This window comes from Rhizobium metallidurans, from assembly GCF_014196505.1.
GTDB lineage: Bacteria > Pseudomonadota > Alphaproteobacteria > Rhizobiales > Rhizobiaceae > Rhizobium > Rhizobium metallidurans.
Genome location: NZ_JACIDW010000029.1, coordinates 1 through 17,294 on the forward strand (window position 1 = coordinate 1; position 17,294 = coordinate 17,294).

At 58.9% G+C, this 17,294-nt stretch carries 16 protein-coding genes and 3 pseudogenes; 9 read left to right on the forward strand and 10 right to left on the reverse strand.

The features are described 5' to 3' along the window. Positions 1-91 precede the first annotated feature (91 nt). From GGQ67_RS23125 to GGQ67_RS23135, 3 genes and pseudogenes are all read left to right on the forward strand, one after another. Positions 92-184 (forward strand): annotated as a pseudogene (locus tag GGQ67_RS23125) (DUF1003 domain-containing protein); the annotation flags it as partial. A gap of 219 nt (positions 185-403) precedes the next feature. After that, positions 404-592: a hypothetical protein gene (locus tag GGQ67_RS23130; RefSeq protein WP_162735831.1), complete on the forward strand. Its 189-nt coding sequence runs from the start codon at positions 404-406 to the stop codon at positions 590-592. 177 nt (positions 593-769) lie between these two features. After that, positions 770-919: a hypothetical protein gene (locus tag GGQ67_RS23135; protein WP_183902473.1), complete on the forward strand. Its 150-nt coding sequence runs from the start codon at positions 770-772 to the stop codon at positions 917-919. 1,297 nt (positions 920-2,216) lie between these two features. On the opposite strand, the gene GGQ67_RS23140 is transcribed toward GGQ67_RS23135, so the two are convergent. Then, complete coding sequence (locus GGQ67_RS23140) at positions 2,217-2,702, reverse strand: hypothetical protein (RefSeq protein WP_183902474.1); 486 nt, start codon at positions 2,700-2,702, stop codon at positions 2,217-2,219. Positions 2,703-3,275: 573 nt separating this feature from the next. Between GGQ67_RS23140 and GGQ67_RS23145 the strand changes: the two genes are divergently transcribed. Both GGQ67_RS23145 and GGQ67_RS23150 read left to right on the forward strand, forming a co-directional pair. Next, on the forward strand, positions 3,276-3,479 hold the full coding sequence (locus tag GGQ67_RS23145) for a WGR domain-containing protein (protein ID WP_246400297.1): 204 nt from the start codon (positions 3,276-3,278) through the stop codon (positions 3,477-3,479). 520 nt (positions 3,480-3,999) lie between these two features. Then, positions 4,000-4,944, forward strand: coding sequence for an aromatic alcohol reductase (locus GGQ67_RS23150; protein WP_012478129.1), 945 nt, complete (start codon positions 4,000-4,002; stop codon positions 4,942-4,944). Positions 4,945-5,089: 145 nt separating this feature from the next. Here the strand turns inward: GGQ67_RS23150 and GGQ67_RS23155 are convergent, their stop codons facing one another. Beyond that, positions 5,090-5,515, reverse strand: coding sequence for a winged helix-turn-helix transcriptional regulator (locus tag GGQ67_RS23155; protein WP_012478128.1), 426 nt, complete (start codon positions 5,513-5,515; stop codon positions 5,090-5,092). Positions 5,516-5,601: 86 nt separating this feature from the next. Here GGQ67_RS23155 and GGQ67_RS23160 point away from each other — a divergent pair, with 86 nt between their 5' ends. Beyond that, positions 5,602-5,814: a hypothetical protein gene (locus tag GGQ67_RS23160; protein WP_025591413.1), complete on the forward strand. Its 213-nt coding sequence runs from the start codon at positions 5,602-5,604 to the stop codon at positions 5,812-5,814. Positions 5,815-5,866: 52 nt separating this feature from the next. Here GGQ67_RS23160 and GGQ67_RS23165 read toward each other — a convergent pair whose 3' ends face one another. From GGQ67_RS23165 to GGQ67_RS23180, 4 genes are all read right to left on the reverse strand, one after another. Next, positions 5,867-6,040, reverse strand: a complete 174-nt coding sequence (locus GGQ67_RS23165) for a hypothetical protein (RefSeq protein ID WP_013637334.1) — start codon at positions 6,038-6,040, stop codon at positions 5,867-5,869. A gap of 248 nt (positions 6,041-6,288) precedes the next feature. Then, positions 6,289-8,439, reverse strand: a complete 2,151-nt coding sequence (locus GGQ67_RS23170; protein ID WP_025591411.1) for a hypothetical protein — start codon at positions 8,437-8,439, stop codon at positions 6,289-6,291. Beyond that, entirely contained in the window at positions 8,436-10,238 is a 1,803-nt protein-coding gene (locus GGQ67_RS23175; protein WP_060642151.1) for a hypothetical protein, read from the reverse strand. Before GGQ67_RS23175 ends, GGQ67_RS23170 begins: the two co-directional genes overlap by 4 nt. Further along, complete coding sequence (locus tag GGQ67_RS23180; RefSeq protein ID WP_013637330.1) at positions 10,235-11,644, reverse strand: tyrosine-type recombinase/integrase; 1,410 nt, start codon at positions 11,642-11,644, stop codon at positions 10,235-10,237. Before GGQ67_RS23180 ends, GGQ67_RS23175 begins: the two co-directional genes overlap by 4 nt. 675 nt (positions 11,645-12,319) lie before the next feature. Between GGQ67_RS23180 and GGQ67_RS23185 the strand changes: the two are divergent. The 3 genes and pseudogenes from GGQ67_RS23185 to GGQ67_RS23195 all read left to right on the forward strand — a co-directional run. Then, positions 12,320-12,445, forward strand: a pseudogene (locus tag GGQ67_RS23185) (HU family DNA-binding protein); the annotation flags it as partial. A 629-nt stretch (positions 12,446-13,074) separates the two neighbouring features. Further along, positions 13,075-14,946, forward strand: coding sequence for a group II intron reverse transcriptase/maturase (gene ltrA / locus GGQ67_RS23190; RefSeq protein WP_183902476.1), 1,872 nt, complete (start codon positions 13,075-13,077; stop codon positions 14,944-14,946). 70 nt (positions 14,947-15,016) lie between these two features. Beyond that, positions 15,017-15,160 (forward strand): annotated as a pseudogene (locus GGQ67_RS23195) (HU family DNA-binding protein); the annotation flags it as partial. Between the two features lie 57 nt (positions 15,161-15,217). Here the strand turns inward: GGQ67_RS23195 and GGQ67_RS23200 are convergent. The 4 genes from GGQ67_RS23200 to GGQ67_RS23215 form a co-directional block, all read right to left on the reverse strand. Beyond that, positions 15,218-15,550: a hypothetical protein gene (locus GGQ67_RS23200; RefSeq protein WP_183902477.1), complete on the reverse strand. Its 333-nt coding sequence runs from the start codon at positions 15,548-15,550 to the stop codon at positions 15,218-15,220. Between the two features lie 56 nt (positions 15,551-15,606). Next, a complete protein-coding gene (locus GGQ67_RS23205; protein ID WP_063473607.1) occupies positions 15,607-15,930 on the reverse strand; it encodes a DUF736 domain-containing protein in 324 nt (107 codons plus the stop codon). 613 nt (positions 15,931-16,543) lie between these two features. After that, positions 16,544-16,963, reverse strand: a complete 420-nt coding sequence (locus tag GGQ67_RS23210; RefSeq protein WP_183902478.1) for a hypothetical protein — start codon at positions 16,961-16,963, stop codon at positions 16,544-16,546. Continuing rightward, entirely contained in the window at positions 16,953-17,213 is a 261-nt protein-coding gene (locus GGQ67_RS23215) for a type II toxin-antitoxin system Phd/YefM family antitoxin (protein ID WP_183902484.1), read from the reverse strand. The genes GGQ67_RS23210 and GGQ67_RS23215 overlap by 11 nt, the downstream gene beginning before the upstream one ends. Positions 17,214-17,294: the final 81 nt, after the last annotated feature.

Here is a 17,294-nt window from a genome sequence, read left to right on the forward strand (position 1 = left end):
AACCGGAGGCTGTTGTAACCCCATTGCAGATGGGGGTCCCGTTTGGACGCCGATCACCCCATGTGCGGGGTCCTTATTCCATGCCTAATCACACCTTATCCTCTCCATGCTGGCCGCCGTTCAAGCGCCCGTCACCATGATGAGCCAGAACCGGCACTCTGCTAAGGACCGCGTCGACGCGTCCTAGGATTACGAGGTCAATCTGAGAAATCATGGTGTAGTTTCCGATGATTTACCGGACGCAATTCCAATTCGATGCCGGACAGTTTTTCAACGTAAGCAGTGCGGCTGGGACAGCAACCTTGGCGTGCACCTCCTTTTGAACGTGAGGAGATGGCATGTCGAAGAGACGAAGGCTGACCATGAGATAACGACGACATTGCGTCGACTGCGATCAGACGGCGTGAGCGTTCGCGATATTGCCGATCTGCTCGGGATTGCCCGCAGCACGGTGCAGGACGGGATTGGGCGAGCTGCGACGGCAGCGCTGTCCTGGCTTTTGCCTGCCGATCTGACTGACGACGTCCTGAAAGGCAAACTTTTCTCCAGGCAAGGCACCACACAAGGGGTGCGGCGACTACCGGATGGCTGAGCATCTGCCATGCCTCGTCCAGAACGATGAGGCTTGGTGATCTATCGAGCCGCTTCTCAATGCGTCTAAAGAGATCGGCCAGCACTGGACGAGATTACGCTCGCCCATATACATCAGCTGCTCGACCTCTAAGCACTTGAAGCGCCGAAGCCTCGGCGATCTTCTTCTGCATCGAAGATGCAGACCATCAGCCTTCTACAGTACAACGGTGCAGAGCGCATCTTTGATCTCTCGCATCTGAACGCCGCTTACAAAATCCGTAGCGAACGACTTGGCGCCGACACCACCCTGTCCTTTATTTCCGTCACCTCAGCCAAAAAACCTTAGCGGGTATTATTGCAGAGATTCCCAAAGTGCCCGTTATACTGAGGTATAAGTAACAGCGGTACTCAGCTTGCTCAAGCGGGAAAAGCTGCAACGTCGTGACGATTGCCTCAACGGTTGATCGACGCGAAAAGTGGGCAGTTGGCGAGTTGGCGCCATATCATCAACATGGGTCAGGACGGCATCGCGCTCCTGAGAGCAACAGGCCAGATCAGCGGAGGAGCCCGATACTGAAATTCCGGTAATCCTCTTCACAGGTACGCTCGCAAACCTATTCGCGGGTTCCCTCATACGCCTAATCACCGATTTACCTATTGACGCGAACGCCCATCCTCCGATTTACGCAGTCGCCCATCTGCCGATTGGCGCAAGCACCGAAACGCTCATTCGCCTAAGCGTCGATAGGGTGGTTCACCGATTCACCGATACGCTCGAAAACCTATTCGGAGGCTCCCTCATACGCCTAATCGCCGATTTACCTATTGACGCGAACACCTATTCGCCGAGAAGCCGATACACCGTTTAGGAGAATCCCCGATCGGCTATTTCGCTCATTGACGCATTTCCCGATTCACCGAGCCGCCGTTCTCAAGGCTGTACGGATACCGGTGACGGCACCTGCTGGTGATGGGAACCCTCCGCGCAAGTGCGCCCGGTGTTTACCCGCACTCCGTCTCACTTCTGATCCGCCCGCAAACATTGGCAGAATTCGGCATCGGATGCGCTGCCGCAACCCTCGCCCCTCGGGCGAAACGGCTATTGGTATACCAATAGCCTATCCTGCCATCTCTCAAGAAATCTGTCTGGGCATCGTGCCCGAGGCGCCGATGCTGTTGCGAGTCGCCAGACAAAGCAACAGCGATCACGGGCTCATTGCCTGTGATCCGCGCCGGAGGAACAGCACGGTGGGCAGACAGACTTCTTGAGAGATGCTGAAGCAAGCCGTCGTCGTGAGCAGTCGAGAGGACCGTGACCGGAGGGAATGGGCCCCGACGACATGCGAACGATGAGACGGCGAGCGCACCGCAGGAGAGGACGCGAGCCTGGAGCGGATGCCCGAAGCATGAGGGCGCAGCGCAAGGTACTCGTCCTCTCCGTCTTGTTTGGGGAAGTCGCGGCAGCGTCCGCCTAGCGGCCCGAAAGGCCGAGCGGGTCTCGACCCGCACCGCAGGGAGAGGGGAGTTTGAGGGGAGAGGCGGCAAGTCTCTCCCCTCAAGAGCGCGCGCAGGCTCGATGTCGGCCAAGCGGTCAAGTGAGTGGAAAAGGCGAGAAACGGCCGAAGCCGCCCCTCGCAGGCGCATCAACCGTAGATGACACGGGCGATGCTGATACCGATGCCTGCCTCGCTGCGGATGGCGCGGACGATCGGTGCGAGCGTGCCCAACTCGGCATCGGTGAGGGCGACAAGCCTTGGATAGCTGATCTCGATGCCATCGCAGTCGGCCGCGAGCGCATAGTGCCAGTCGCCGCCGTTCAAACGGTACTCGTGAGTGTCGACGTCGATTTCGAGATGATCAAGCAGCGTGATCCGGAAACGGGCCAGGCATTCCTCTTCGCCATGAAGCTGGAAGGCGGCGATGCCTTCCTCATCCGTGTCAAAGGCAAGCTGGCGCTCCAGTGCCGTGATGGATTGCACCCGCGCAATCGCACATGCCAGTCCCTCGATGAGTTTGTCATGCAGTTCCAATAGGAATTCGTCCTCGCAACCCAAGCGATTTGCAAGGACGATGAGCCTGAAGCGCGCAAGCACTGCGAGCTGATGGACGTAGTACCAGTCATTGAACATATCAGTGTCTCCTTTCCGTCTCTGACGAAAGGAGGCCGCACCGTAGCCGCGAGGGGTCAGGGATCGCGAACGCGACCGCCAGCGGCGGCAAGTGGAGGAACCGATTTTCTGACGATGGCCCGAAGGGACGGCGGCTGAAAATTGGAGGGGCCGCGCAGTCCTTGACGCCGGAGCGGCGGGTGCAAAATGGGACGTCAGAGAGAGATAGACCACGGCGCCCAAGGCGCCGTGTCTGTATCCGGCGTCCAGCCGGCCCTGCGTTATCCTCGACCAGGGTCGCGGCGACTTCGCGCCGCCGGCGCAGCAGCCGCGAGAGGGGCGTGACCCGAATGGGCGGAGACCGATTGCGGGCTCCGTGAGCGAGAGCGAATAGCACCGTCCGCCGCAGGCGGCTCGCTCGGATCATCCGCCGACAACCCATCATCAGCATGAATCAATCGAGACCGACCGATTCAAACATGTCGTTGGACGCCGAGTCGGCCCTGCCCGATTCTCCGTGTCATGATCGCGCAACGCTACCAGCTCTATGTCGAACGCATCGACGCCAAGAAAAACATGGCCCGATACTATGCCATGTCGATTGAACCGAATCTGTTCGGCGATGCCTGTCTCATCCGCCGATGGGGCCGCATCGGTGCAAGAGGTCAAAGGCGGGAGCATCCTTTCGCACGGGAGGAAGAGGCAGTCAGGCTCTTCCTCCAGCTTTTGCGAAAGAGGCGGTCGCGCGGATACAGGCCGAAACCGCATATACGGCACGATGCATCGGGTGATCGATAGCGAAGGGAGTGCCGTGGGGCGGATGCATCCGCATGTCGATTGGCATGGGATCGAAACAGGAGTGGGGGTGTCCGGCCGCTTTCGCCGTTTCCCTATGAAACACCGCAGGATCTGGCATGTGCCGATGGCGAAACGATGCTTCGGGCCTGAAGCGCCGGTCGATCCGGCGCGTCAGGCCAGGCGACATGGCGAAAGCCACCCTCAGAAGGGTGGCTCGGCGTCAATTGCGCCCTCCTGCTCTGCGGTGATCACCGCCAGCTCTGCGCGAGCCAGCTCCAGTTCGATTTCGACCTCGCGGCGCTCGACGGGGTCGATTGCTTCGCGCAGTTCGGCCCGTTATCCTGACAGTCAAGGATCAAGGTCGCTTCTGGCCCCCTAAGCAGACGGATATCTGCGTAAGAGTAATACAACGGGATTATCGTCTTTATATTTTGTAGCAGTATCATCCGTGTACCTTCTTCTCTTCGTGGTCCCGCCTTGCCAAATAGCGGTGACATAGAGTTTTGAAGGATTGAAATCGATGAACCAGACAGTTTCCAACGTGAAGTCACGAAATATTCTCGTGCTCGGGGCCGGGGAACTCGGCATGCCCGTCCTCCGCAATCTGGCCCGTCGCGCCAGGGGCATTGATGACGCAAAGGTAAGCGTTTTGCTTCGCGCCAGTACCATAAAATCAGACTCATCGATTAAGCAGCGCGACGTCGCCGAAATCCGCGACTTGCATATCGAGATCGTCGCAGGCGATTTGGTAAATAGCTCAGTCGATGAACTCGCATCTCTGTTTTCACACTACGATACCGTGATTGGCTGCGCTGGCTATGCTGCTGGGATTCATACACCGATGAAGCTGGCCAAGGCGGCGGTGCAGTCCGGTATACCCCGCTATTTTCCTTGGCAGTTTGGTGTCGATTTCGAGGCGATTGGTCGAGGCGGTCCGCAGGACATCTTTGACGCTCAACTCGATGTTCGCGAACTCCTGCGTTCTCAGAGCAAAACCGAGTGGGTCATCATTTCCACCGGGATGTTCATGAGCTATCTTTTTGAACCAGAGTTCGGTGTCGTTGATTTGGAAAAGAGCGCCGTCAGAGCCCTCGGGAGCTACGATACGGCCGTTACGCTGACGACGCCTGACGACATCGGTGTCCTCACTGCTGAGATCGTCTTCTACGAGCCGACCATCAGCAACGAGATCGTCTTCCTGGCGGGCGACACCGTCACCTATGGCGAGCTTGCGGACAAGCTTGAGGCGAGTTTGAACCGGCCCTTCAACCGCTCCGAATGGACTGTTCCCGTCCTTATGGAAGAACTGGCAAATGACCCCCAAAACATGATGCGCAAGTACCGCGCAGCCTTTGGTATTGGGCGAGGAATGGCATGGGACAAGGCAGGCACGTTCAACGCACGCGAAGGCATCAAGGTGACGGATGTGTCCGATTGGATCAACGCGAACCTGATTGGCAAGTAATATGGCCTTTAAGGTGCAAACGACAAAAGATAATAAATGGGGAGTGCGGTATAGCCGCACTCCCAATAAGAGTTGATCCGCAGCAATATCATTACGCGGTCGAACACCGTGGCGACATCAGCGGAGCGGCGGCATGTTTCGATTGTTAAAACGTCTGCCAGGACGGCTTTTCTGGCGGACGGACATCAAAATCCTCGCGCGACTTTCGAAACTGCTCGGAATTCTCCACGACCCACGTCCACAACGGGATCATACGAATGAGAAGACCCATTCCGAGCTCTGTGAGTTCGTATTCCACCCGAGGCGGCACCTCAACGAGATCGTGACGCGTGACGAGGCCATCTCTTTCGAGTTGGCGTAGCGTGCGAGTGAGCATCCTCTGCGTGACGCCGTGCATCCGTCTACCGATATCCGCGTGACGAAGCCTGCCATAGACGCCGAGAGTATGTATGACCCCGAGCGACCATCTGTTCCCCGCGTGGGTGAGAACCTCACGTCTAACACCGTCTTCATCCTCGCGAAGGCCGTCACAAACTGCTTGAGAATAGGAAAGCATCTCTTCTCTGGTCATTACTCTTGCCTCCGGTATACCTGTCCTTTCGTCTTACCAGCCTTCAGAAGGCATTTCACCTGTCTCTCCTGCGTGTTGGAACGTGCATGGAGTTCGGCAGGCTTCAGGGCAAGGTCATGGCCGCGAGGCTGATCGTCTCTGCGACCGCACCGTTCGCTTTGGCGTTTGCCATGGCCAATATCGGCGCGACCTGGTCGCTCGCGATCACGACCGCGCTCGGCGCACTCGCAGTTCTGGCGTTCCTTGGGATCGGTCGGCTGATGCATCACCGACGAGCTGACACCTTGGTTGAGGTGTAGCCCGAGGGGTTTGAAAATTGGGAGGGGGCACCCCTCCCAGATCATCGCGACCTCATTCGAGGTCAGCGAGATAGAGTGCGATGTCGCTTGCGAACTGCTCGTTCTCGGCCTGTGCCTTGGCGACAAGAGTGGCAAGCTCGGCCTCAGCCATAGCGCGCTCGGTCTTCGTGAAATAGCAGCTCCGAAGCTCCGCGCGCAGTTCGTTGATTTGATCGAGAGTAGTCATGTTGATCGTCTCCTTTTTGATGACGTCAACGGGGCGACGTGCGCACGAAGCCCGGGTCAAGGAGCGCGAAGCGACCGCCAGCGGCGGCGAGTGGGGTGCCGGTTTTGTCGGAGCGCAGGAAACGGAGTGGAGGCAAAATCGGGGGCCCACGCTCGTCCTTGAGGCGGGCTGAGTAGCCGTAAAGTAGGACGGCAGAAAGAAGAGAACCCGCGCCCCCGATCAGGGGTCGCGACCGTATTCCTAATGAACTATCCTCTTGTGACGTCGATATCGGAGAGAACCTTCTCGATCCTCTGAAGATCTTGCTCGACAGCCAGGCGCTGAAGTTCGGACAATCGCTTCTCCTTCAGCACGCTCCTGGCGTTCTCCGCCGCGCCCGCCCATGCGGGGCGGTGGCGTACTGTTATACAGGCGTTAGGGCATCTCGACGGTTCGCACAGCGAGATCATCGGTGAAGCCTGGTCGCCAGCGGCATGGCGAAGACAGACGGCGGTAGCAGGATCAAAAAAGCAATCAGCCAACACGCCGACATGGAGGGTGCATGCCGTGTCGGCCAACATGACGCGGAGGCGACCACGATCAGCGATCATGCCGGGAAGCGGTTTTAACTGGGACGCCGCGCCGTCGAGCGACTTGGCGATGCGTACTGCAGCTGGACCGGAAAGTCCCGAACCCAGCTGCCTGTCATCGAAATAGATGAGAATGTCGTCCATCTGTCCGAGACGCCGTTCAGTCTCGACCTCTGCGAGAAACCCCGACCTGCTGGAGCCCGCATAGCCTTCAAACGTCGCGACTGAGACGTGCTTGTACTGGATCATTCCTGCGATCGTTCCGAAGGGCCTGTTGGCAATGTGCCAGGCAATTGTTCGACGAAACTGACGTGTTGTGAGTTGCCACGGTCGGCCATCGGGGCCCGGCGGTATGATCGGCTCGGCCTCAGTTCCAAATCGCTCGTTCAGATAATCGCGAAACTGATTCAGTCTGGTGACAATGTCCGTTGCAAGTGCCTGCTTTCGAGCGTGGGCGAGGGACAGGACTGGCCAAAGCGTCGCCGTGCCTCGCTGTTGCACAGAGCGGACGTTAAGGTGTTCGAGGACTGAAATTGCCGTCGCCACGGGCGTGATGGTGATCCATTCAGCCTCTTCGCCTCGGACTTCCTTTCCCTTGTAAGCGACCGACTTCACGCGGTGCCTGTCGATCAGCCCGTCCTCGCTACGACGGACCGACAAGCAGCCGGGACGCATCGCCTGCACTTCACTGTCGCGCATGCCGGTCAGATAGGCGCAGACGACATAGCAGGCGGCCTGCAGCATTCGCTCTTCTATCGCCAACGCCCGCGCGTCAAAGCGAGGCCGCCAGGGACGACCGGTATCAGGATCGATCGAAATCTCGGTGTCCATTCCACCGAGCTCGGTCCCTAGTTCGCCGACCGCAGCTTCTACGATGCGCCTCATCTCGTCATTGGGTTGACCGCCAGCAGATCGTTGAAGATTGGCGTCGGCGCCGACATGCAGGTAGATCAATTGCCAGTTTAAAGGCGGTTCGAATCCCGAGAATGATCCTGGCGCGCCGATCCGGGCAGGCCAGATTGGAATGCCGCGCCCCTGCCGACGACGTTCATCGAGATATGCATACAAGCGAGCCTGACGGCGCGTCCGTCGTTGGTTGCGAGGGGCGAGCGCATCTTCAGCAGTCAGCGCCTTGTGCTGCTGTTCGAGTGCCAGTAGTTCCTTGCGTGCAGCGAAAATATCGGGCGCGAACACGGTCACATATTTGAGCGACCATGCGAGCAGCGGTTTGATGATCGCTTCCGGGATCCGTGGCGTACGGTTCTCCTCCGCCCTGAATTTATATCCGGCGACCTCGGCGGGCTTGCGACCATCCCATGGCTCAAAGGAGAGCTTCGCCACGGTCAACTGATTCCGGAAGATATACAGGTCGAAGACAATGCCCAATAATTGCATGACAATGACCGGCCGTCGTCCTCGACGAAGAAACCTGGCGAAATCGTCAAGCAGGGCCTGGTCGACGCGGCAGAGGTCGAAGACGCCGTAGGCCGCCTTGACAAAATTGAAGAAGCTGCGCGCGGAACGAAAAAGACGGCGGACATTTACCGGTGTCGCTCGCAACTTGCATCCCGGCAGATCGGTGTTCAGGCGGACATACAGGTAATCTCGAAGAGCCTCGGCGATCTTCGGATCGTCGACAACACTAAAATCCACCGTGGCGTCGGAGCTGCGGACGTTCTCTCGAAAAACCGCAGGGTTCAAATCCCATCTGTCGTCGCCATAGCGCGACAGGCTCGACCGCTCGAAACCGGGGCGCAGAGCTGCGGTGGCCAGCACGGGACGGCTGTCGAAATCAGTAGTGACGATGGGAAGGTTGGCGATGGCCTTCACTGTAACGCCTCCGGTGGCATGTAGTTGAATACCGGTTCGCTGGCGAGCACACGACGTGCCTCCTCGACGGTCGCCGGACCGAACGCTGGCAGGATCTGCATGGTGATGCGAGCGTGCGCGGTTGCGAACTTCGCCGCCCAATGGCTGGCGGAAAGCGAGAGCCTCTGGTCCTCAATGAAAGCAAGAAACGACAGGACGGCGGGAAGCTTGCGGGCGGTGATGACAGCGTTCGGACATTCGAGACAACCCCAAAAGGGTTGTGAGCAAGGCGAGCCGGGATCGGCATAGGGGCCGGAAAAGAAACCGCCACAGCTTGCCAGCCAGATATCCTGCTTTCCATCGAGAAGTGAGATCGGATCGCATCCCGCTGGAGCCGCCTCTGAAGCGAGCACCGGATCGTCCCGCCAGGTCTCCTCCTGTTCTGGCGTCAAAACGGTGGACGACAGAGCCGACGTGACTGCCTCGGTGAAAGCATCAGCGATCGTGCTTTCGTGCAGCGGGAGGAGTGCTGGAACATTGGCATAGTGCCGTGCGGCCACCTCTTTGGTATGACCGACGGCAAAACGCGTCATGTGTCCCTCGGTCTTTAGATACCAAAGCGCCTTGTGGGTCTTCCGAAGTCGCGAAAGCGTTAGATGGAACGGCCGCCCGTCATCATTGCGAATGTTGTGCTGTGTCGTCCATGCGTCGATGCGCTGCTGGGGATGATTGACCCCCGACTTTAGCCCGCCGAGCCCATAGTACAGCCAAAGGCAGTCGGTCGAGCGGTGTTTACGGGCGGTGGCGGTCCAGGCGATCACGTGGCGGATAAGTCCTCCCGGCGTTCGCGGACCGCCGTCGCGCACACGAAGTGTCTTATGCTCAGCGCCACGAGCCCGCCGTTTGACATAAGCAATCTCGACCGTGCCGTTTGCAGGGTTCCTGAGGCAATCAACCCTCAAGCTCTTGCAGCACTCGGGCTCCAGGCCGGTCTCAAGCGCCAGAAACACCATGAGCGGGATGACGTCGTGAAACGTCAAATAGTGCCGTTCGTGAAGCTGATGGCAGAGCCTTTCCGATGAGAGGCCATGCACCCTTCGGGCATCATTGAGAACGTGGTATTTTGGATCTGTGTGGCGGACAATACCCTTGGCTTCGATGTGCGCATGGATCTCTTTCTCCATAGCCAGCAGTCCGCTGTGCGAGTTCATTGGCTTAGGATCGCGAAGGCGTTGCACGATCCCCATGATATCCGCCCGGGCAGCATCGCGAAGCTGCCGTGCAATGTAAGGGCTGTATGCATCGCGTGGACGCGATGGTGGTATCGGTCTCAGCGTCACATAGGCCAGCCGATCGCAAAGCTGCTCGGAAAATGTAACAGCCCCTTCGGATGCCACCTCTCGCAGCGCAACAATGATCTTCGTCAAAATAAACAGCAGGTGGATGGTCGACTTTCCTTTTGCCGCCAACCAGGCCTCGAAGCCATCGACATGACCCGCCTGAAGGAGTTCGGGAGCGTCAGGCACATCCTCTGTCTCGGCCATGTACGCGAAAAACAGCGGCAGGGTCCGGACGTAGACGACCACAGTCGATCTGACGGAAAGGGGTCCACCAAGACCAGCAAGTCGACGTAGCGCACGCCCGAATGCAAGGGCCAGCCAGCGCGGCTTCAGATGAGCGTAGTCAAGCGAAACCTCTCCACCATCCTGCGTCTGGATATCAAATCGTAGACCTGACACCACGTCTGCCGATACCTGTAGTGGGACGACGAACTCGCGGCCGAATGTGACAGGCCGGCCCCTGCGGGGTCGATTGTTCATAAGCGACCTCCGCCTGGCAGCAGCGCGAGTAGTTCGGCGACGGCTGTGTCGACTGTATCTGCGCGCGTGGCGATATGATCCAGATATATAGAAGTGGTCTCGAGACTTGCATGGCCCAGAAGCCGCTGCACCTGTTGCAGAGGATCTCCGAGGATCCTGCGATAGCCTTCCGCCGGTCCGGCCGAACTCTCCAAGGATCGGCGTCCGAGTTGGCGCTGGATCAGCATTGCGAGCATATGGACCGCGAAGGTATGCCGGAGCTGGTGTGGGCTAATGTCGATCGGAAATCCATTCGCCTGGCAGCGCTGGCAGGCCCGGGCGAATGCGACTTCCCAGGAATTTGGGCGCACCGGCTGACCGACCTCCGTCAACCACAAAACCGCTGGTTCGATTGGCGTGTTATCCGCCTCACAGATGACCAAACGGCCCCGTTCCTCCGGCGAGAAGACTTCCAGCGGAACTGCTCGCCCGTCAAGGAGCGAAAGATTGCCTGACCCGGCGCTCGGCCGCCGCACCAGGATTGGACGTTCCACGAGATCCCAACCTTGGCGAGCTTTGAATTTTGTGACTGCGTGGGCGCGTTCAACACGAACGTAGGTCCGGAGCCGGTGAATCAAATCATCGGGAATAAGGATTGCTCGTCCGCGTTCGCCCTTGGTGAGACCTGCCGGCAGATTGAGCCATGTCTGACCACGAGACGCGTTCGCCGCGGGCAAAGCGTCCAGCTCGAATGCCAGAAGAAACGACGCCTCTTCGAGCCTCAAGCCTGTTACCACCAGCAACTCCGCAAATAACACGTTGCGAAGTCCATTCCTGTCGCGCGCTCCCGGCCGCTCGGCTCCGTCGGCAGTAAGGCCGCGTAGCCCTACATCCCGAAACTGCCGAAAGGCCTCAAGCGTGACAAAGCGAATGGTGTTTTGATTGGCACGTCCTTCGAATGCACCATTCCGCGTGACTAACCTACCCTGACCCCGCGTCCGATTGCGTCGCCAGATCTCCCGATGCGAAAAAGGGCTCGAAGGTAGAAGTCCCTCGCGCACTCCCCACTCATAGAGCTTGTCGATTGCAGCGATGGATCTGTTCCACGACGACGCCGAGATCCGACTTCCCGGCTCGCCCCTTCTACGAATGCGGTGGAAGACTACGACATCAGCGCGGGCAGCTCCCCACACGGTCTTGTCGCAAACTTCCGTGAGGAAGCGCAACCAAACCATGATGTCGTAGCCGTAGGCGCGAAGAGAGTGACGGGAGCGGACCCCGTTGAGCGGCAGGTCGAGAAAGAAGCGATCAACGTCGGCGTCGTACAGTTCACCGTCGTATAAAATACGCGGCACATAGGCATCGAGGCCATCGGCGGCCCGCCGTTCTTCGAGCGTGACCTTTGATGAAGTGTCAAAAATATGCATAGTTTGTCCAACCCTCCCCCAGACCCCCACCCGGGAGCCCGCGTCTAAGGGAGGTGCTAGAGCCGCCGGCACTCTCCAGGCCGGCCTCCGCCAGCTATTTGGGAGCGCTGCGACCGGCCTGGAAAGCGCCTTCCCTCAGCATACGCATCGACGTAGCCAAGTCGCTAGAGTCGGTGCAGACTGTCAAGATAAGAGGCGAAGCTCTTCAATGTGTTGTTCCAGAAGCATCGTCGTCGTCTCCTTGACGTTTGTGAAAGACGACGCGCGCGGTCATGGGGGCGTGGCGGGGTCAGGGATCGCGGAACGCGACCGCCAGCGGCGGCGAGTGGGGGTGCCGATTTTGTCGGAGTGCAGGGAACCGGAGCGGAGGCAAAATTGGGGGCACCGCTCGTCCTTGAGGCCGTCATGCCCGCATGACACCCGTCGGACGGACTGAGCAGACATTTCCTCAGGTATGGCACCAGAGATCCGCAAGCGGGCTCGATGCCCGCTTGCGGATCCACCATGCAGACCCACGGAGATGCCTCAAAGTCCTTGGTAGTTGTGGAAAAATGGGCAAATCGTTGATCTTGACGTGGTGCGTCGATGACAGCGCTTTGATCCCCTGTCAGGGATTCTCGCATTAACGTTGATGCGGAGAAGAAAATGACCACGACCAATGAAATCGCCGACTAGATCGCCGGCGAACACAGCCTCACCAAGGCCCAGGGTAAGGCGATCGTCGAAGCGGTGATTGCCTCGATTACGGCGGCTGCGATCGCCGGCAACGAGACGTCGCTCCCGGGCTTCGGCAAGGTGCGCCGCGTCGGCGCGATGTAAGAGTGCAGTTTATGCTGCTGGGATAACTGGGAACTACCCATGCCCACCGACTTACCTTGGCTGGCAACAGCTGCAATCGGGGAAACTCGACAGGGGACAATAGCATGTCGGGAAAAGGCCGAGGCCGTCGCAGCTATCGCGATCTGATCGGTCAGGGCAAAGCGCGTATGGTGAAAGCTAGACTGCCTGAATCCTAGACCGAGGAACCAGAAGCCGGTGGTGACGCTCAACGATAGCCGATGCGTCATCGAGCGTAGTGGATGATAAGATCATTCCGGGGAGCGACGAAATTTGCCCGTTTGCTCCGCCCCAGTCGCGCTCTCCATCCCCTGCCGGGGACCGAACGGTTGAATGGGACACCTGTCCGCGCTGTATCTCCTTCATTGCGTAAACGCGGGATCGTCTAAACGGGCTGGCCTCACCAGACCCACATGACGACGGAGCCGCCATACTAGCCAAACGCCCGGGGTAATGTCCGGGACAGCCGCCCAGAGGCGGACGGCAATGGGTGAAACGCGCCGGGTGACCGGACGGGAATCCCCTCTGGCCGGGTGAAGGGCGGCGTGCTGACATGAGATCGGGAGCCTTATGACGACAATTGAGACAGGCTGATGCACGTCGATGCCGTGGAAAGACGACTGATCTCGCTACCTGCCCTGTCACGACAGGGAAAGCGGATAAACGGCCTCCATCGTCTTCTGGACTGCCCCAAGATTTGGGCACGGGCCTATGAAGCGATCGCCCGAAACTCCGGGGCTCTCACCCCCGGCATTGATCCCCGCAATACGCTTGACGGCTTCTCGCTGGACAGGCTGGACTGGATCATACGCCGGGTGAAGGAGGGAAGCTACCGCTTCAAGCCTGTTCGCAGGCACTACATCCCCAAGGCGAACGGGAAATTACGCCCTCTGGGCATTCCCGACGCTGACGACAAGCTCGTGCAGGCGGCCGTGAAGCTGGTTCTGGAGCAAATCTATGAACCGAATTTTTCTCGTCGCTCGCACGGGTTCAGGCCCAAGCGCTCCTGTCATACGGCTCTGGCATCCATCCAGAAGACGTGGGGCGGAACAGTTTGGCTGGTCGAGGCCGATATTGCCGGGTTCTTCGACAATATTGACCACGACATTTTGATGAAACTGCTGAGGAAACGGATCGATGACGAGCGGTTTCTGAAGCTTATCAGAGGAATGTTGACGGCTGGCTATATGGAGGACTGGAAGTGGCACGCGTCGTATAGCGGCACACCACAGGGCGGAGTAATCTCGCCCTTGCTCGCAAACGTGTATCTCCATGAACTCGATGAGTTCATGGATAGCCTCAAAACCGGGTTCGACCGGGGCATTGAGAGGCCAACGAATCCGGAATACCAGAAACTGCTCAGCAAGGGAGCGCATTATCGTCAGCATATCGCGAAGCTGCGAAGCTCTGGCCGAGAGGCCGAAGCAGAACGGCTTCGGGCTCAACTGCAGCCTTTGATCGTTGCTGCCCGGAAGCTCCCCAGCAAGGACTTCCACGACACGTTCTTCCGGCGGCTTCAATATGTCCGGTATGCCGATGACTTCCTTATCTCCGTCATCGGCACGAAACAGGAAGCTGCCGACATCCTGAATGAGGTCACATCCTTCCTCAAGAATCAGCTTCATCTTGAAGTCGCACCGGAAAAGAGCGGTATCACAAAGGCAGATGACGGCGGGGTGACTTTTCTCGGCTACGCTGTTCGGTCGACCAAACGTGCGTTTCGCGAGAAACGTGTCACGAGAAAAGGTCGAAGGGCAATGGTCAAGCGGACACCGGTACGCGGAATCCGACTGCATCTCCCAAGGGAGAAGCTTGCGGCCTTTGCTAAACGGAACCGACTTGGCAGCTATCATGCAATACGTGGCGCTATGCGTCCTGAGATGACAATCAGCTCGGATGTCGCCATCATCGTTGCGTATAACGCGATGCTACGGGGATTGGTCGGATATTACCAGTTAGGCAATAACTGGAAAAATGAGATGGCCCCGCTCCAACGGGTGTGGTGGTTCAGTCTCATGAAGACTTTGGCGAGAAAGCACAAATGCAGTATCGCGAAGATCTTCAGTATCCATTTGCAGCGGCACCAAGGGGATCATGGGCTATGGGTGGAAACCAAAGACGGGCGCAGGTTCGTCGCGGTATTCCAACTCAGGCACGTTGCATCGAAGAAAGTCATGGAAGATTCACGCATAGATCAGGACCAGCCTTCGTTCTGGTTCTGGGGGCGGACTGATCTTGTTGATCGGCTGCGCGCTCGCTCCTGCGAGTATTGCGGGATATCCGATGTGCCCGTCGATATTCATCACGTTCGACGGATGGCGGACATGAATGGCGTCTCATGGCTTGCTCGAACCAGAGCAGCTCGCATGCGCAAACGTACCATTGCATGCGAACCTTGCCATCACGCGATCCATGCCGGTCGTCTTCAGCAACGGCTCGACAGAATTGGGGTATTGTCAGCATAGGAGCCGGATGATGGGAAACTATCAAGTCCGGTTCCGTGGGAGGGAGAGAGGGCCGCGTCAACGACCGACCTCCTCCCTACCCGACTTCAAGGTAAAGGCGACCCCCGAGCGCGAGGCGCGCAATCCTTCGACCGGCGCGACGATCAAGGTTGCCGCGGCCAAAAAGCTAGCCTTCACGCCGGCGAAGGCACTGAAAGACGCACTGAACAAGTAATTTTGTCAGCATAAAAATAGCCCGGCGTCGTGCCGGGCTATTTTTTTCGGGTTTGCGTCAGTGGGCGGATGTCCGCTCAAGAAGATCCTGGATGATCGTGTCGCTGACCACGTGTTGCGCTTCGCGGGCATGGTCGTCCAGCAGCTTGTGAAGAATGCCGGATGCCAAGGGTATGAAGTCGAAACCGCGTGCGATTGCTGCGGCACGCAGTTGCGACAGAGTTTCGAACTCCTTGAAGTCCGTGCCAAGCCAGAGTTCAAGATCCTCACCACCGGCGCCCGGAAATGCCTGGAGGAAGAACGTCTGAAGCGGGCGGTCATAGCCGATAATGGCATCCGGGTCGGCGTGGCGGAATGCGGTACTGGTGACGGTAATTGTGTAGCGGCTCATGGCGGCCTCCATTGGAATGGGGAAGCCGGCCCCAGTTTCGGGGCCGGCCGACCGGTTCAGGCCGGGCTGTTCCAGAGGATGACCTTCTTGCCGGGCTCGCCGCCGGGCGCTGGGGCGACGTTGCCGAAGATCACGCCGATCTCGGGCGCTTCGAGCTTCGTGGAGATGTATTCTTCGCCAGTCTGGCGAGAGACGCGGTTCCAGCCTGCGCCGATCTCAAAGCCGGTCTTGCGGTGGATGATGCGGTAGTCCGGGGCTTCTTCGCTCGCCTTGTTGGCGTTCGGGATGAGGGCGATCGGTGCGTTGACCCGGATGGTGGCGAAGACGCCTTCGAGAGTGCCGTCGGTCTTTTCGGTGAGGGTTGCGATCGTGGTAGCCATGGGATTGTCTCCTTCGTTGCATCGGGACCATTCCCGATGGCGCCCGAAGAAGGGGCCGCGCCGCAGGCGTCACCGCAGCGTAGCGAAGGGAAACCCCTTGCGGGTTGACGCTGATCGCGGCCGGTCCCTTAGAAAGGCGACATAAAGAACGGGAATGGTCCTTGATTGCGACGTCGGCAGGAGACCTCGCCGTGGCGGCCGTTTGCGGACCCGCGGAGTGCCGCGCTCGTGACATGCGTCGGTGGTGTTCGGGTCAACGGACGCTGGCCGTCAACCAGTCGGCACATCGCGAGACATCGGCACAGGCCTGATCCCATCCTCATCGTCAAAGACGGCCTCGGTGGCGTGACGCTCGAATCCTCGGCCTCTCCTGACCCAACTGAAGTTCTGCGGAGCCGAACCGCGTGACAGACTTGACTTCAAGGGGTGTCGCCTTGGACGTGCAGCGATGCGACATCGAGATCGATCGAGAACCGCCCGCGACGGGCCGGTCATTTACGCAATCGTGGCCGCATCAATCAGATAGCGCCAGAGATGCGCCACGGCGGAGACGAGTTCGGGAGGACGGTGGAGAACAAGAAGGGGAAGATGCGGCATGAAGCGGCGGCAAGTTTCAATCGAGCCTGTTGACCCGGCCGGTTCGGCCGCGCGCCTCGGCAAACAGTCTGGCGATCTTCACCATGAAGGGTTTGCTGAAGCGGCCGAGGATGTCCTGATCGGGCTCGATGTACCAGGAGCGCTCGACGATATCGTAATTGTATTCGTCGACCATGATCCAGCACTGCTTTAGATCGCTTAAGCCCGCACGCTTGCGCTCGATCTCCGGGATCTCCAGAGCGATGCGACCCGCCTGTGGCGGCTGCGTGGTGATGGCGAGAAGCGCCAGATGCGTGTTTCCGTCGGCGGCATTGCGGATGGCGATGACTACGCAGACGGGACGCTGCTTGCGGCCTTCGGTCTCACCGCGCTGCTGCTGCCAGGCCCAGAGGTAGGGATAGGAGATGACCTCGCCGGGTCGGAATTCACGGCTCATCGTCGTAGCCTTCGCCATGCGCCAGCCGATCGAGCGCCTCGTCGAACAGTTCCGCATGCTCGGCGGGCATTTCCGAGATATGAAAGGCGCGGCGGGGGTTGCCGCCGGTGCGCATGCGCTCATAGTGATCGTAGCTCATCAGCACGAAGCGAGGCTTCTTGTGGCGAGTCAGAACAACCGGCTCGCGGCTTGCCGCATCGGTAACGTCGCCGATCTGCTTGTTGAGGTCGCCTGTCGTGAACTGCTTCATCGCTATGGTCTCCACTTCGATTCCCATATAATCCATTTTTCCCATGTTTTCCATCTTTTCCATGTATCCGGGAAGACGGCG

Bases quoted from the DNA above. Each gene is read 5' to 3' on its own strand.
- GGQ67_RS23135 (WP_183902473.1), top strand. From the start codon at position 770: ATGCAGACCATCAGCCTTCTACAGTACAACGGTGCAGAGCGCATCTTT.
- GGQ67_RS23140 (WP_183902474.1), bottom strand. From the start codon at position 2,702: ATGTTCAATGACTGGTACTACGTCCATCAGCTCGCAGTGCTTGCGCGC.
- GGQ67_RS23145 (WP_246400297.1), top strand. From the start codon at position 3,276: ATGTCGATTGAACCGAATCTGTTCGGCGATGCCTGTCTCATCCGCCGA.
- GGQ67_RS23150 (WP_012478129.1), top strand. From the start codon at position 4,000: ATGAACCAGACAGTTTCCAACGTGAAGTCACGAAATATTCTCGTGCTC.
- GGQ67_RS23155 (WP_012478128.1), bottom strand. From the start codon at position 5,515: ATGACCAGAGAAGAGATGCTTTCCTATTCTCAAGCAGTTTGTGACGGC.
- GGQ67_RS23160 (WP_025591413.1), top strand. From the start codon at position 5,602: ATGGAGTTCGGCAGGCTTCAGGGCAAGGTCATGGCCGCGAGGCTGATC.
- GGQ67_RS23165 (WP_013637334.1), bottom strand. From the start codon at position 6,040: ATGACTACTCTCGATCAAATCAACGAACTGCGCGCGGAGCTTCGGAGC.
- GGQ67_RS23175 (WP_060642151.1), bottom strand. From the start codon at position 10,238: ATGAACAATCGACCCCGCAGGGGCCGGCCTGTCACATTCGGCCGCGAG.
- GGQ67_RS23180 (WP_013637330.1), bottom strand. From the start codon at position 11,644: ATGCATATTTTTGACACTTCATCAAAGGTCACGCTCGAAGAACGGCGG.
- ltrA (WP_183902476.1), top strand. From the start codon at position 13,075: ATGCACGTCGATGCCGTGGAAAGACGACTGATCTCGCTACCTGCCCTG.
- GGQ67_RS23200 (WP_183902477.1), bottom strand. From the start codon at position 15,550: ATGAGCCGCTACACAATTACCGTCACCAGTACCGCATTCCGCCACGCC.
- GGQ67_RS23205 (WP_063473607.1), bottom strand. From the start codon at position 15,930: ATGGCTACCACGATCGCAACCCTCACCGAAAAGACCGACGGCACTCTC.
- GGQ67_RS23210 (WP_183902478.1), bottom strand. From the start codon at position 16,963: ATGAGCCGTGAATTCCGACCCGGCGAGGTCATCTCCTATCCCTACCTC.
- GGQ67_RS23215 (WP_183902484.1), bottom strand. From the start codon at position 17,213: ATGAAGCAGTTCACGACAGGCGACCTCAACAAGCAGATCGGCGACGTT.